Genomic DNA, 12,889 nt, shown 5'->3' on the forward strand with positions numbered 1-12,889 from the left:
ACCCCCGTGGAGCCCCTCGAGGACGTCCGGCCGCCCCTGTGGCGGCGGTTGGCCTGGTCGGTGCCGTGGCTGGTCTTCCAGGTCTTCCCGGTGCTCGACCTGGTGGGCACGCCCCGTCCGCTGGCCGCCCGGCTGGTGATCGCGGTGGCGCTGATCGCCTTCACCGGTGCCTACCTGAGCGTGCTGGGCCGCTTCGCCCGCCCGACCGGGGTGCGGCCGGACTTCGTCGTGGTCGTCGTCCTGGCGCTGGCGTTGTCCGCCGGCCTGGGCACCAGCTACGCGGGGCTGTGGATCTACGTCTCGGCGGCAGCCGCGGCCTCGCTGCCGCACCGGCTGGTCTGGCCGGTGACCGGCGCGGCGACGCTGGCCTCGCTGGTGGTCATCGTGTCCTGGCAGGACTGGACGTCGCTGTTCCTGCCGGTGCTCTGCCCGCTGACCGCGGCGACCCTGTGGGGCACCCGGCACCTGATCGTGGTCAACGCCGAGCTCCGCGAGGCCCGCGAGGAGCTCGCCCGCAACGCCGTCGCCGAGGAGCGGCTGCGCTTCGCCCGCGACCTGCACGACCTGCTCGGCCACTCCTTGTCGCTGATCGCGCTCAAGAGCGAGCTGGCCCGGCGGCTGGCCGGCGCCGACCCGGTGCGCGCGGCGGCCGAGATGGCCGACGTCGAGACCGCCGCGCGGCGCGCTCTGGCCGAGGTCCGCGACGCCGTCAGCGGCTACCGCCAGGTGAACTGCGCACAGGCGCTGGCCGAGGCGCGCGCTGCGCTGTCGGGGGCCGGCATCTCCTTCCGCGGCCCCGAGCGGGTCCCGGTGCTGCCCGGCCCGGTCGACGCGACGCTGGGCTGGGTGGTCCGCGAGGCCACGACGAACGTGCTGCGGCACAGCGGCGCCCGCCGGGTGGTGGTCACGCTCACCGAGGACGGCGTGAGCGCCACGCTGACCGTCACCGACGACGGCCGCGGCCCGGCCGAGGACACCGCGCCCGGGTCGGGGCTGCTCGGCCTGCGGGAGCGGACGACCGCCGTCGACGGCACTCTCGTCGGCGGCGCGGCCGACGGCGGCGGCTACCGGCTCGCCGCCACGGTCCCGCTGGTGCCCGCGCAGGTGACCGCGTGATCCGGGTGCTGCTCGCCGAGGACCAGCAGCTGGTCCGCGGGGCCCTGCGCGCCCTGCTGGAGCTGGAGCCCGACATCACCGTGGTCGCCGAGGTCGGTCGGGGCGACCTCGTGCTCGACGCCGCCCGGCAGCACACCCCGGACGTGGCGCTGCTGGACATCGAGATGCCCGGCAAGGACGGCATCGAGGCCGCCCGCGACCTGGCCGCCGAGCTGCCCTCGGTCAAGGCGGTCGTGCTCACCACGTTCGGCCGGCCGGGCTTCCTGCGCCGGGCGATGGAGGTCGGTGCCCAGGGCTTCCTGGTCAAGGACTCACCCGTCGCCGAGCTGGCCGCCGCCATCCGGTCGGTGGTGGCGGGGGAGCGGGTGATCGACCGGGACCTCGCCGCCGCCGCGCTCGCCCTGGGCGCCACGCCGCTCTCGGCCCGGGAGGCCGACGTCCTGCGCGCCGCCGCCGACGGCGCCACGGTCGCCGACATCGCCGGCCGGCTGTTCCTGTCCGAGGGCACGGTGCGCAACTACCTGAGCAACGCGATCGGCAAGACCGGCGCCCGTACGCGCGTCGAGGCCGCGCGCGTCGCCGCGGACAAGGGCTGGCTCTGACCCGCGTGCGTTGCCAGGCCGCTCTCGGCCCTCGGAGAACGGCCTGGGACAGCACGGACGTCGTGGGGGCGCAAGGGGCGCCGGTGGTCTGTGGACGGGGTCGCCTGGTGGGGACGACGCGGTACGCGTGCCGCCCGGAGCCGCGAACGTCGCCGGCATGCCTCGAGTCCCCCGCGTCGTCCCCGAGCTGGGGTCGGTCCCCTTCCGGGGGACCGCCGCCACCGCCGCCGGCCTGCTGACCCGGCACGAACTGGCGGGACCGGGCTGGGTGCGGCTCTTCCGGGACGTCTACGTGGCGGCCGGCACGCCGGTCGACCTGCCGGTCCGCGCCCGGGCCGCCCTCGTGCTCCTGCCCGGAGCGGTCGTCAGCGGCCGCACCGCTGCCCGGGTCTGCGGGGTGGACCTCGGACCGGACACCGGTGAGCCCGTCGAGGTGACCGTGCCGCGCGGTCGCGGGGGGGTGCGCTCCGGTCGGGGTACGCGTGCGCCGGCGCGACCTGCCCCGCCGAGCCGTCAGCTGGTGGAACGGGATCCGGGTCACTGCTCCATCGACGACGGCCTGCGACCTCGCCGGGGAGCTCCCGCATGCCGCCGCCGTCGAGGTGCTCGACCAGTTCGTCGCGGCCGGTCTCACCGGCCTCCGGGCGATCCGTGCCGAGTCGGCTGAGCGGACGGGCCGGGGATCCGCTCGCGTGCGGGCAGCTGCCGACGCCGCCGACGGGCTGGCCGCGTCGCCACCGGAGACCAGAGTGCGGTTGTTGCTGCTGGCCAGTGGGCTGCCGGCGCCGACCGCCCAGCACGAGGTGTTCGACCAGCGGGGCCGCTTCGTCGCGCGGGTCGACTTCGGCTGGCCCGGGCTCCGGTTTGCCGTCGAGTACGACGGCGCCGGACACGTGCACCGGCTGGCCCGGGACCGTCGACGGCTCAACGCCCTGCAAGCCGCAGGGTGGCGGGTCTTCTTCGTCACCGCCACCGACCTGCACGACCCGCAGCGGCTGCTGCTCCGCATCGCCGCGGCGATGGCGCAGGCCGCAGCGGTGTGACGAGTGCTGCCGGGCGCGGCCTTCGCGCCGCGGAGACCGGCCTGCGGACGCACTCGCGCCCGGGCCTACTGGGGTGCGGGGGCGCCCGGCATGAGGCTGTCCAGGTCGAGGACACGGACGTGGATCACGTTGCGCTGCTGCAGGGCCGCGCGCAGGGCGCGGTGCAGGCCGTCCTCCAGGAACAGCTCGCGGTGCCACTGGACGGCGTGCGGGAACAGGTCCCCGTAGAACGTCGAGTCGTCGGCCAGCAGGGCGTCGAGCTCGAGGGTCCGCTTGGTCGTGACCAGGGTGTCCAGCCGGATCTGCCGGGGCGGGATCATCGCCCAGTCCCGGGTGGAGAAGCCGTGGTCGGGGTAGGGACGTCCGTCGCGCACCGCCTTGAAGATCAGTGCCCGACTCCTCCCGACGCGGCTCCGTGACCCGGAGCACTCGACCGCCGACCACCTTAGTGCGCCCGGTCCGGCACTCCCGGGAGCGCCTCGGGTGCACCGGCGGTGTCGTCGCCCGGTCGTATGCTGAGCGCTGGCACTCAGCGTCGGGGAGTGCCAGTCCGGCAGCGAGGGAGGGGTTCGACGTGGCGCACGACGAACGCCGCCTGCAGGTGCTGCGGGCGATCGTCCAGGACTACGTGTCGACCAACGACCCGGTCGGCTCCAAGGCCCTGGCGGCCCGGTACGACCTGGGGGTCTCCCCGGCCACGATCCGCAACGACATGGCCGTGCTGGAGGAGGAGGGGTACATCACCCAGCCGCACACCAGCGCCGGCCGGGTGCCCACCGACAAGGGCTACCGGTTCTTCGTCGACCGGCTCTCGGCGGTCAAGCCGCTGTCGGCGGCGGAGAAGCGCGCGGTCGAGCGGTTCCTGGACGGCGCGCTGGACCTCGACGACGTGCTGGGCCGCACGGTCCGGCTGCTGGCCCAGCTCACCCGGAACGTCGCGGTGATCCAGTACCCGACGCTGGCCCGCTCCGCCGTCCGGCACCTGGAGGTCGTGCAGCTGGCCAGCACCCGGCTGCTGGTGGTGCTCATCACCGACACCGGCCGGGTGGAGCAGCGCTCCATCGAGGTCCCGCCGGTGCTCGACGCCCCGGCCGGGTCCGACCCGGTCGCCGAGCTGCGCACCCTGCTCAACGGGGCCTTCGTCGGCGCCAAGCTCGCCGAGGCCTCGCTGAAGGTGGCCGACCTGCTCGACACCGCCCCGCCGCACCTGCGCGGGCTGGTGGCGGCGGTCAGTGCCACCCTGGTGGAGACCCTCGTCGAGCCGGGCGAGGACCGGCTGCTCGTCGGGGGCACGGCGAACCTCGCCCGCGGGGGCGCGCTGGACTTCCCGGGCAGCCTGCGTCCGCTGCTCGAGGCGCTGGAGGAGCAGGTCGTCGTCCTCCGGTTGATGGGCGAGGTCGCGCCGAGCACCGTGCTGGTGAGCATCGGCGAGGAGAACGAGCACGAGGGGCTGACGGGCGCGTCCGTGGTCTCGGTGGGTTACGGGTCGGTCGGTGGCACCGGCGACCTGGCGCTCGGCGGGCTGGGGATCGTCGGGCCCACCCGGATGGACTACCCGGGGAACATGGCCGCGGTACGAGCCGTGGCCCGCTACGTCGGCCAACTGCTGGCCGAGAGCTGAGGACTGAGAAGAAGCATGGCAACGGACTACTACGGCGTGCTGGACCTCTCCGCGGGGGCCAGCGACGCGGACATCAAGCGCGCGTACCGCCGCAAGGCCCGCGACCTGCACCCCGACGTCAACCCCAGCCCCGGGGCCAAGGAGGAGTTCCAGCAGGTCAGCCGGGCCTACGAGGCGCTCACCGACCCGGAGAAGCGGCGCATCGTCGACCTCGGCGGTGACCCCTTCGAGACCGGTGGCGGCGGCGGGGGCAACCCGTTCGGCGGCGGGGCCGGCTTCGGCGGTCTCGGCGACATCATGGACGCCTTCTTCGGGGGTGGTGGCGCCACCCGCGGGCCGCGCAGCCGCACCCGGGCCGGCGGCGACGCGCTCATCCGGGTCGACCTCGACCTCGACGAGACCGTCTTCGGCACCACCACCGACATCACCGTGGACACCGCGGTGCTGTGCACCACCTGCACCGGGGCCGGCACCGCGCCGGGCACCCACCCGCGCACCTGCGACACCTGCGCCGGGCGCGGTGAGGTGCAGAGCGTGCAGCGCTCCTTCCTCGGCCAGGTCGTGGCCTCTCGGCCCTGCCCCACCTGCGCCGGCACCGGCCAGGTCATCCCCGAGCCCTGCCCCCAGTGCGCCGGCGACGGCCGGGTCCGGGCCCGTCGCACCATCCCGGTGAAGATCCCCGCCGGGGTCGAGGACGGCATGCGGATCCGGCTCTCCGGGCACGGCGAGGTCGGCCCCGGTGGCGGTCCTGCCGGCGACCTCTACGTCGAGGTGCACGAGCGCCCGCACGACGTCTTCACCCGGGACGGCGAGGACCTGCACTGCCGGGTCACCCTGCCGATGACCGCGGCCGCCCTGGGCACCACCCTGACGCTGAAGACGTTGGACGGCGACGAGCCGCTGACCGTCAAGTCCGGCACCCAGTCGGGCTCGGTGCTCACGCTGCGCGCGCACGGCGCCCCCCGGCTGCGTGCCACCGGCCGCGGCAACCTGATGGTGCACATCGACGTGCAGACGCCGACCCGGCTCGACGACGAGCAGGAGGAGCTCCTCCGCAAGCTCGCCGCCGTCCGCGGGGAGGACCACCCCGAGGCCAGCCGCGCCCAGCACAACGGGCTGTTCTCCCGGGTGCGCGACGCGTTCAACGGTCGCTGAGCATGAGCGAGGTCGTCACCGACACCGCCGTACCGCCGCTGGACGGCACCCCGCTGTTCCTGCTCGACGCCCTGCCCGAGACGCCCGAGGTGCTGGTCGACGGCGGCGAGGGCCGGCACGCCGTCGAGGTGCTCCGGCTGGTCGCCGGTGAGCGGGTCCGGGTCGGGGACGGCGAGGGCACCCTGGTCGAGGGCGTCGTGGTCGCAGCCGGGCCGGCCGGTCTGCGGGTCGAGGTCACCGCCCGCCACGAGGTGCCCGCACCGCAGCCGGAGCTGGTGCTGGTGCAGGCGCTGCCCAAGGGCGACCGCGGCCCGCTGGCCGTGGAGCTGGCCACCGAGCTGGGGGTCGACCGGATCGTGCCGTGGTCGGCGTCCCGGTGTGTGACGAAGTGGCGGGAGGACCGGGTCGACAAGGGCCTGGCCAAGTGGCGCTCGGCGGCCCGGATGGCCAGCAAGCAGGCCCGCCGTCCGCGGGTGCCGGTGGTCACCGACCCGATGACCACCCGCCAGGTCTGCGGCCTGCTCGGTGACGTCGACCTGTCGCTGGTGCTGCACGAGCAGGCCACCCGGCGGTTCTCCGCCATCGACGTCCCCAGCACCGGGGCGGTCGCGGTGATCGTGGGCCCCGAGGGGGGCATCTCCGACGGCGAGGCGGTGGCCTTCCGGGCCTCCGGCGCGGTGGTCGTCCGGCTCGGGGACGAGGTGCTGCGCACCTCGACCGCCGGGGCCGCCGCGCTGGCCGCGCTGGCAGCCCGCACCCGCTGGAGCTAGCGGACCGCCCTTCGGGTACGCGCGCTTCGGGTGCTCATCGCCGGGACTCGGAGGTCAACCACCCTCGCAGATGGGCGTTCCGTCGGGGAGGACGTCACACGAGATGACCGGGTAGTCGGGCTCGGTGGCCTCCGGCTCGTACTCGGTCTCGTTGACGTCGGCCACGCCGTTGTCGTTCAGGTCGGAGCCTGGGCCGAAGCACTCCTCGATGGAAGCTGTGCCCTGAGCACAGGCGCTCTCCAGGCCGTCGGTGACGTACCCGTCGTCGAAGTCACCCTCGTCGTCGGACGAAGACGCGGCGGCCTCTTCGGCCGCAGCCTGCTCTTCAGCCTCGGCTCGGGCGGCTGCTTCGTCGGCCAGGCGCTGGCTCTCGGCGGCCGCAGCGTCGGCGGCAGCCTGAACCGCAGCCGCTTCCTGGAGGTCCACAGCCTGACCCGAACTGATCTCCTCCTCGACTGCCATCCCGGACGGGCCCACGAAGACAGGGGTCACGGCAGGTGGCGAAGCCGCCTCGATGGACGCCGCCGGTTGACCGGAGCAAGCCGAGAGCACAACAGCTGTTCCGGCCACGGCAAGCGAGTAGATGGTCTTGCGCACAGTGCTGCCCCGTGTTCACCAGTGGATGTCGGCGTCACTGTGTGCTGCTGCGCGGCGCGGGTCAAGTACTGCAGTGTCTCGATACTCAGATGGGTGACCGGCTCTCTCAACCGCGTGTCGCACGCCCCTGAGGTAGCTGGAGCTAGCGGACCGCCTCCCGCGCGCGGGCACTGACCAGGTCGACGGCCCAGGTCAGCAGCACCATCGCGGCCAGCACGGTGGCCACGGCCGGCCAGTCGAACGAGGAGATCTCGGCCGACAGCAGGACCCCGATGCCGCCGGCGCCGAGGAGCCCGACCAGGGTCGCGTCGCGGATGGCGACCTCCCACCGGTAGAGCGCGAACGCCAGCACCGGACCGACCGCCCGGGGGGCGGTGCCCACCAGCCACGCCCCGGCGGGCCGGGCGCCCAGCGCGGTGAGCGCGGCCCGGGGGCGCGGGTCGAGGGACTCGGTGGCCTCGGCGGTCAGCCGGCCCAGCACGCCCAGGGTGTAGACGCCCAGCGCCAGGGCCCCGGGCAGCACGCCGGGCAGGAACACGAACAGCAGCACCAGCGCCCAGACCGGCGGCGGCACCGCGCGCAGCAGCACCAGCGCGAGCCGGACGACGACCCCGGCCGCCCGCCGGCCGATCCCCGCCTCGGGGCCGGGGTGGGCGGCGAGCCCGGCCAGCGCGACCGACCCGACCAGGGCCACCGCGATCGCGACCACCGACATCTGCACGGTGTCCACCGAGAGCACCAGCACCCGCCGCAGCAGGTCGCCGTCGGTGGCGGGCGGCCACGCGGCACCCAGCACGTAGCCCAGCTGCTCTCGGGCCCGCGGGCCGACGAGGGTGGCCGCGTCCAGGGCCAGGTACCAGGCCGACCAGCCGATGAGGGCGACCGTGCCCAGCACCGCCCCGGTGACCACCGGGTCGCGGCGGAGCACCCCGGCCGCGGCGGGCACGGGGGAGGCCACCCGGCGGCGCACCGACCGGCCGGCCACGTCGGCCAGCAGGCAGAGCCCCGCGATCGCGTAGACCGCCGTCCACACCTGGGGCCAGCGCAACGAGGAGAACGACAGCAGCAGCTCGTAGCCCAGCCCGCCGGCCCCGATGAGCCCCAGGACGACGGCCGAGCGCACCGCGCACTCCACCCGGTAGAAGGCGTAGGACAGCAGCCCGCCCGACGCCGCGGGCAGCAGCCCGTAGACCACCGCGGTCGTGCGGGTGGCACCCGCGGCACGCAGCGCGTCGTGGCTGCCGCGGGGCACCTCGTCGACCAGGTCGGCGAACACCCTGGCGGTCACGGCGCCGTACGGGATGCCGATGGCCAGCACGCCCACCCAGGGGTCCAGCCCCAGCACGTTCACCAGCAGCAGGCCCCAGACGGCCTCGTGCAGCCCGCGGGGCACGGCCAGCGCGCCACGGGTGAGCGTCCACCCCAGGCGCCGTCGTCCCCACGTGGTGCGGGCGACGGCCACGGCACCGAGCGCGCCCAGCGCGAGAGCCAGCCCGGCGCCGAGTGCGGCGTAGGCGACGGTGACCAGCGCGGCCCGGGCGAGCACGACCAGCAGGTCGGCGTCCAGCGCGGGGTGGAGGGCGCCGACGGCGAACCGGCCGAACTGGGCCAGGCCGGCCGGGTTGAGCACCTCGCCGGAGAAGACACCCGCCCCAGCGAGCGACCAGGCCAGCACGACCAGCGCACCGACCCCCCACGTCCACCGCCGCCGGTCCCGGCGCAGTGCCGGAGCGGTCACCGGGTCACGCCGTAGAACGCCTCCAGGGCGGGCAGGGTCAGCTCGGTCGCGGGGGCGTCGAGCACCACCCGGCCGGCGGCCAGCCCGACCACCCGGTCGCAGTGCCGCAGCGCCAGCGCCGGGTCGTGCAGGCAGACCACCAGCGCACCCCCGGTGTCGGCGGCGAGCTCACCCAGCAGCTCCAGCGCGGTGTCGGCCAGCGCGGGGTCCAGGGCGGAGGCCGGCTCGTCGGCGAGCACCAGCTCCGGGCGCTGCACCAGCACCCGGGCCAGTGCCACCCGCTGCTGCTGCCCCCCGGACAGCCGCTCGGTGCGGTCGTAGACCCGGTCGGCCAGCCCCACCCGGTCCAGGGCGGCGACCACCTCCCCGACCCCCTGCGGTCGGACCAGCGACCAGGCCGCACGGCCGGCCGACCAGCGGCCCAACCGGCCGGCGTTGACGTTGTGCACGACCCGCAGCGGTCCGACCAGCTCCAGGTGCTGGTGCACCGTGCCGACCCGGGCGCGCAGCCGGCGCAGCGCGGCACTGGTCAGCCCGGCGGGGTCGGTGCCGAGCACCTGCACCCCCCCGGCCGTGGGGACGACGCTGCCGTTGGCGACGGCGAGCAGCGTGGACTTGCCGGCCCCGGACGCCCCCACCACCGCCACCCGCTCACCGGCGCGGACCGTGAGGTCCACACCGGCGAGCGCGGTGGTGCGGCCGAGGGTGACCGTGACCTCGTCCAGCTGCAGGACGGCGGTCAGTTCACCAGCCCCAGGTCGCGGCCGATCTCCTCGATCTGGTCGTAGTTCGCGGCCTCGGTCGGGATGAACGACCCGGCGCCGAACAGCTCGAGCACCTCGTCGTCGACGGGCAGCCCGGTGAGCCAGTCGAGCACCCGGTCGGGGAGGTCGTCCCCGACCCGGTCGACCGCCTGCGGGCCGAGCAGCCAGTGGTAGTCGTGGTAGCCGGGGCTGCGGGCGTACAGCACGACGGCGGGGTCGACGGTGCCCTCGGCCTGCCGGGAGGTCCAGACCTGCTCGTTGAGCACGCCGGCCTGGTAGCTGCCGGAGGCGACCAGGGCCAGCGTCGCGTCGTGCGAGCCGGAGAAGCCGGGTCCACCCGGGAAGCCCTGCGGGTCGACCCCGGCCTCCTGCAGGTAGTACGCGGGCATCAGCCGACCCGACGTCGAGGTCTCGCTGCCGTAGGTGAACCGCAGCGGCGCCAGCGGGGCGAGGTCGTCGGACGGCGCCAGCCCGGTCGCGGCGTTGACCACGAAGACGGAGTGGAAGTCCTCGTCGATGTCGCGCTGGGCGACCGGGACGGCGCCAGGGGTCTGCAGCCGGGCCTGCACGCCGGTCAGGCCGCCGAACCACACCAGGTCGAGGTCGCCGGTGCGGAAGAGCGAGACGGCCGCGGCGTAGTCGGTGACCGGCTCGTAGGCGACGTCGAGGTCCAGGGCGGCCGAGGCGGAGTCGGCGACGGCGCCGTAGAGGCGGGCGAGCACCTCGGGGTCCTGGTCGGGGATCGCGCTGATGGTCAGCGACCCGCGGGAGCTGCTGGAGACGGGGGACTCGCGCCCTCCGCAGGCCGCGAGGGCGGCGGTGAGGGCGAGGCCGGTGCCGGCGAGGAAGGAGCGACGGTTCACGAGAGCGGGACCACCCGACCGGGCGGCGCGGTGCACGGTCACTACGACCGACCGGTGGGACGTGGGGGAGCGGGCGTGGTCACGGTGCCTCCTGCGGGGGTGGGGGTGTGGGTCCCATCCTCCGGGCTGGCGCCGTCCGCTGCCCGGTCCCTAGGGTCCGGGCCTGTGACCGACTGCCTGTTCTGCCGCATGGTCGCCGGGGAGATCCCCGCCGACGTCGTCCACGAGACCGACCGGACGTTCGCCTTCCGGGACATCAACCCGCAGGCGCCCACCCACGTGCTGGTGATCCCGAAGGACCACCACGCCACCGCGGGCCTGCTGGTCGGCGCCGACCCGGGCCTGCTGGCCGAGGTGGTCGCCGCCGCGCACGCCGTCGCCGTGCAGGAGGGGCTGGCCACCGCGGACGGCGCGGAACCCGGCTACCGGCTGGTCGCCAACACCGGCCCCGCCGCCGGGCAGAGCGTGCACCACGTGCACCTGCACGTCCTGGGCGGCCGCGACCTGGCCTGGCCCCCCGGCTGAGCACCCCGGGCGGGTGTCACGATGCGCGGGTGACCGAGAGCAGCGCAGCCCCCGCCACCCCGTCCACCCCGTCGCCCGGTGTCCGGATCGAGCGGGACGGCGACGTCGCCGTCCTCGTGCTGGACGACCCGCCGCTGAACCTCTTCCACGACTCCACGTTCGACGCGCTGGAGACCTGCGTGGACGAGCTGGCCGAGCTCACCGCGCCGGGACGGGCCGACCGGGCGCGGGCGGTGCTCGTGCGTGCCGAGGGGAAGATCGTCTCCGGCGGGGTGGACGTGCAGCTGTTCTCCGACATCGCGAACGGCCCCGACCCCACGGCCGTCGGCGGCTGGCTGTGGAAGCGGCTGCTGCGCACCGTGCAGACGCTGGAGGACCTCCCCGTCCCCACCGTGTTCGCCGCGCACGGGCTCACGCTGACCGCGGCGTTCGAGCTGGCGCTGGCCTGCGACGTGCTGCTGGCCACTGAGAAGGCGTCCTTCGGGCTGGTCGAGATCGTCGTGGGGCTGACCCCCTCGATGGGCGGGCCGCAGCGGCTGGCCGAGCGGGCCGGCACCGCCCGGGCCAAGGAGCTGGTGTTCACCGGCGACCGGTACGACGCCGCGACCCTGCAGACCTGGGGCGTGGTCAACCGGGTGCTGCCGGTGGAGGGCTTCGCCGAGGCCGCGCGGGACTTCACCCGCCGGGTCGCCGCCGGCCCGACCGTGGCGCACGCGGCCACCAAGACCCTGGTCGCGACGGCGGCCCGGGAGGGCGTGCGGGCCGCCGACGCCGTCGTCCCCGCGGTGTCCGGTGCGCTCTTCGGGACCGCGGACCTGCGCGGTGCGGTCGCCTCCTTCCTGACCGACGGTCCCGGGAAGGCCACCCACCAGGGCCGGTGAGTGGCGGAAGTGGGGAGCCCCGGACCCGTCGCGCGGGTACGCTCGCTGCGTTCCCACCCCCGTCGCAGGAAGGCAGGGTCGAGCGTTCTTGCCCGACACCTCACCGAGCGCCCCGCAGCCCGGTGCCAGCGCGTCCCGAGAGGCCTCGGCGCGCGCCGCAGGTCACGGTGACGCCGGTACCGCACCTGCCACGGCAGCCGCAGAGCCCGTCCGCACCTCCATCACCGTCCCCGAGTCGATCTCCATGGTCGGCCTGCTGGGCTCGGCCGACGAGCTCCTCCGACTGGTCGAGAGCGAGTTGGCCGCCGACGTCCACGTCCGCGGCAACGAGATCTCGCTGACCGGGCAGCCCGCCGACAACGCCTTCGCCGTCCGCGTCTTCGACGAGCTCATCGCCCTGCTGCAGACCGGTCAGGCACTGCGCCCGGACTCCGTGCGCCGGGTCGTCGGGATGCTGCGCAGCGGGGAGAGCGCCCGGCCCGCCGAGGTGCTCAGCCTGGACATCATCAACCGGCGTGGTCGCACGATCCGGCCCAAGACGCTGAACCAGAAGCACTACGTGGACGCCATCGACGCGAACACCGTGGTCTTCGGGATCGGCCCGGCCGGCACCGGCAAGACCTACCTGGCGATGGCCAAGGCCGTGCAGGCCCTGCAGACCAAGCAGGTCGACCGGATCATCCTCACCCGCCCCGCGGTCGAGGCCGGCGAGCGGCTGGGCTTCCTGCCCGGCACGCTCAGCGAGAAGATCGACCCCTACCTGCGGCCGCTCTACGACGCGCTGCACGACATGGTCGACCCCGAGTCGATCCCGCGGCTGATGGCCTCCGGGACGATCGAGGTCGCCCCGCTGGCCTACATGCGCGGGCGCACGCTGAACTCGGCGTTCGTGATCCTCGACGAGGCGCAGAACACCACCGCCGAGCAGATGAAGATGTTCCTCACCCGGCTCGGGTTCGGCTCCAAGATGGTCGTCACCGGCGACGTCACCCAGGTCGACCTGCCCGGTGGTGCGCCGTCCGGGCTGCGGGTCGTGCGGGAGATCCTCACCGGCATCGACGACGTGCACTTCTCCCTGCTCACCAGCTCCGACGTCGTCCGGCACCGGCTGGTCGGGGACATCGTCGACGCCTACGAGCGCTGGGACACCGTCCAGGCCACCCGCCCCGACCCGGTGCGCAGCCCCGGCCCGCGCCGGCAGAAGGGGAGCTGAC

The 12,889-nt window shown here is 74.9% G+C and carries 13 protein-coding genes and 1 pseudogene; 9 read left to right on the plus strand and 5 right to left on the minus strand.

Annotation, left to right across the window (positions count from 1 at the left end):
- Nucleotides 1-6 precede the first annotated feature (6 nt).
- The 3 genes and pseudogenes from F1C76_17260 to F1C76_17270 all read left to right on the plus strand — a co-directional run bounded on the left by F1C76_17260 (nucleotide 7) and on the right by F1C76_17270 (nucleotide 2,761).
- Nucleotides 7-1,116, plus strand: coding sequence for a sensor histidine kinase (locus F1C76_17260; GenBank protein ID QNG38085.1), 1,110 nt, complete (start codon nucleotides 7-9; stop codon nucleotides 1,114-1,116).
- Nucleotides 1,113-1,718 carry a response regulator transcription factor gene (locus tag F1C76_17265; GenBank protein ID QNG38086.1) on the plus strand — a complete coding sequence of 202 codons (606 nt, stop codon included), beginning with the start codon at nucleotides 1,113-1,115 and terminating at the stop codon, nucleotides 1,716-1,718. Before F1C76_17260 ends, F1C76_17265 begins: the two co-directional genes overlap by 4 nt.
- Before the next feature lie 157 nt (nucleotides 1,719-1,875).
- Nucleotides 1,876-2,761 (plus strand): annotated as a pseudogene (locus tag F1C76_17270) (DUF559 domain-containing protein).
- A 65-nt stretch (nucleotides 2,762-2,826) separates the two neighbouring features.
- Here F1C76_17270 and F1C76_17275 read toward each other — a convergent pair.
- Nucleotides 2,827-3,150 carry a type II toxin-antitoxin system VapB family antitoxin gene (locus F1C76_17275; GenBank protein ID QNG38087.1) on the minus strand — a complete coding sequence of 108 codons (324 nt, stop codon included), beginning with the start codon at nucleotides 3,148-3,150 and terminating at the stop codon, nucleotides 2,827-2,829.
- A 185-nt stretch (nucleotides 3,151-3,335) separates the two neighbouring features.
- On the opposite strand from F1C76_17275, the gene hrcA reads away from it, so the two are divergent.
- The 3 genes from hrcA to F1C76_17290 are packed head-to-tail and all read left to right on the plus strand — an operon-like array spanning nucleotide 3,336 to nucleotide 6,307.
- Nucleotides 3,336-4,382, plus strand: a complete 1,047-nt coding sequence (hrcA, locus tag F1C76_17280) for a heat-inducible transcriptional repressor HrcA (GenBank protein QNG38088.1) — start codon at nucleotides 3,336-3,338, stop codon at nucleotides 4,380-4,382.
- Between the two features lie 15 nt (nucleotides 4,383-4,397).
- Nucleotides 4,398-5,537 (plus strand): molecular chaperone DnaJ, encoded by a 1,140-nt coding sequence (gene dnaJ, locus F1C76_17285; GenBank protein ID QNG38089.1) that lies wholly within the window; start codon nucleotides 4,398-4,400, stop codon nucleotides 5,535-5,537.
- Between the two features lie 2 nt (nucleotides 5,538-5,539).
- On the plus strand, nucleotides 5,540-6,307 hold the full coding sequence (locus F1C76_17290; GenBank protein QNG38090.1) for a 16S rRNA (uracil(1498)-N(3))-methyltransferase: 768 nt from the start codon (nucleotides 5,540-5,542) through the stop codon (nucleotides 6,305-6,307).
- A 54-nt stretch (nucleotides 6,308-6,361) separates the two neighbouring features.
- Here F1C76_17290 and F1C76_17295 read toward each other — a convergent pair whose 3' ends face one another.
- From F1C76_17295 to F1C76_17310, 4 genes are all read right to left on the minus strand, one after another.
- Nucleotides 6,362-6,904 carry a hypothetical protein gene (locus F1C76_17295; GenBank protein ID QNG38091.1) on the minus strand — a complete coding sequence of 181 codons (543 nt, stop codon included), beginning with the start codon at nucleotides 6,902-6,904 and terminating at the stop codon, nucleotides 6,362-6,364.
- A gap of 142 nt (nucleotides 6,905-7,046) precedes the next feature.
- Nucleotides 7,047-8,642 carry an ABC transporter permease subunit gene (locus F1C76_17300; GenBank protein QNG38092.1) on the minus strand — a complete coding sequence of 532 codons (1,596 nt, stop codon included), beginning with the start codon at nucleotides 8,640-8,642 and terminating at the stop codon, nucleotides 7,047-7,049.
- Nucleotides 8,639-9,385: an ATP-binding cassette domain-containing protein gene (locus tag F1C76_17305; protein QNG39333.1), complete on the minus strand. Its 747-nt coding sequence runs from the start codon at nucleotides 9,383-9,385 to the stop codon at nucleotides 8,639-8,641. The genes F1C76_17300 and F1C76_17305 overlap by 4 nt, the downstream gene beginning before the upstream one ends.
- On the minus strand, nucleotides 9,382-10,311 hold the full coding sequence (locus F1C76_17310; GenBank protein ID QNG38093.1) for a putative selenate ABC transporter substrate-binding protein: 930 nt from the start codon (nucleotides 10,309-10,311) through the stop codon (nucleotides 9,382-9,384). Before F1C76_17310 ends, F1C76_17305 begins: the two co-directional genes overlap by 4 nt.
- A gap of 147 nt (nucleotides 10,312-10,458) precedes the next feature.
- On the opposite strand from F1C76_17310, the gene F1C76_17315 reads away from it, so the two are divergent.
- From F1C76_17315 to F1C76_17325, 3 genes are all read left to right on the plus strand, one after another.
- Complete coding sequence (locus F1C76_17315; GenBank protein QNG39334.1) at nucleotides 10,459-10,794, plus strand: HIT domain-containing protein; 336 nt, start codon at nucleotides 10,459-10,461, stop codon at nucleotides 10,792-10,794.
- A gap of 29 nt (nucleotides 10,795-10,823) precedes the next feature.
- A complete protein-coding gene (locus F1C76_17320) occupies nucleotides 10,824-11,675 on the plus strand; it encodes an enoyl-CoA hydratase/isomerase family protein (GenBank protein ID QNG38094.1) in 852 nt (283 codons plus the stop codon).
- A 244-nt stretch (nucleotides 11,676-11,919) separates the two neighbouring features.
- Complete coding sequence (locus F1C76_17325; protein ID QNG38095.1) at nucleotides 11,920-12,888, plus strand: PhoH family protein; 969 nt, start codon at nucleotides 11,920-11,922, stop codon at nucleotides 12,886-12,888.
- Nucleotide 12,889: the final 1 nt, after the last annotated feature.

The organism is Geodermatophilaceae bacterium NBWT11, from assembly GCA_014218215.1.
In the GTDB taxonomy this organism is placed as follows: Bacteria; Actinomycetota; Actinomycetes; order Mycobacteriales; family Geodermatophilaceae; genus Klenkia.

Bases quoted from the DNA above. Each gene is read 5' to 3' on its own strand.
- dnaJ (QNG38089.1), top strand. From the start codon at position 4,398: ATGGCAACGGACTACTACGGCGTGCTGGACCTCTCCGCGGGGGCCAGC.
- F1C76_17290 (QNG38090.1), top strand. From the start codon at position 5,540: ATGAGCGAGGTCGTCACCGACACCGCCGTACCGCCGCTGGACGGCACC.
- F1C76_17315 (QNG39334.1), top strand. From the start codon at position 10,459: ATGGTCGCCGGGGAGATCCCCGCCGACGTCGTCCACGAGACCGACCGG.
- F1C76_17325 (QNG38095.1), top strand. From the start codon at position 11,920: ATGGTCGGCCTGCTGGGCTCGGCCGACGAGCTCCTCCGACTGGTCGAG.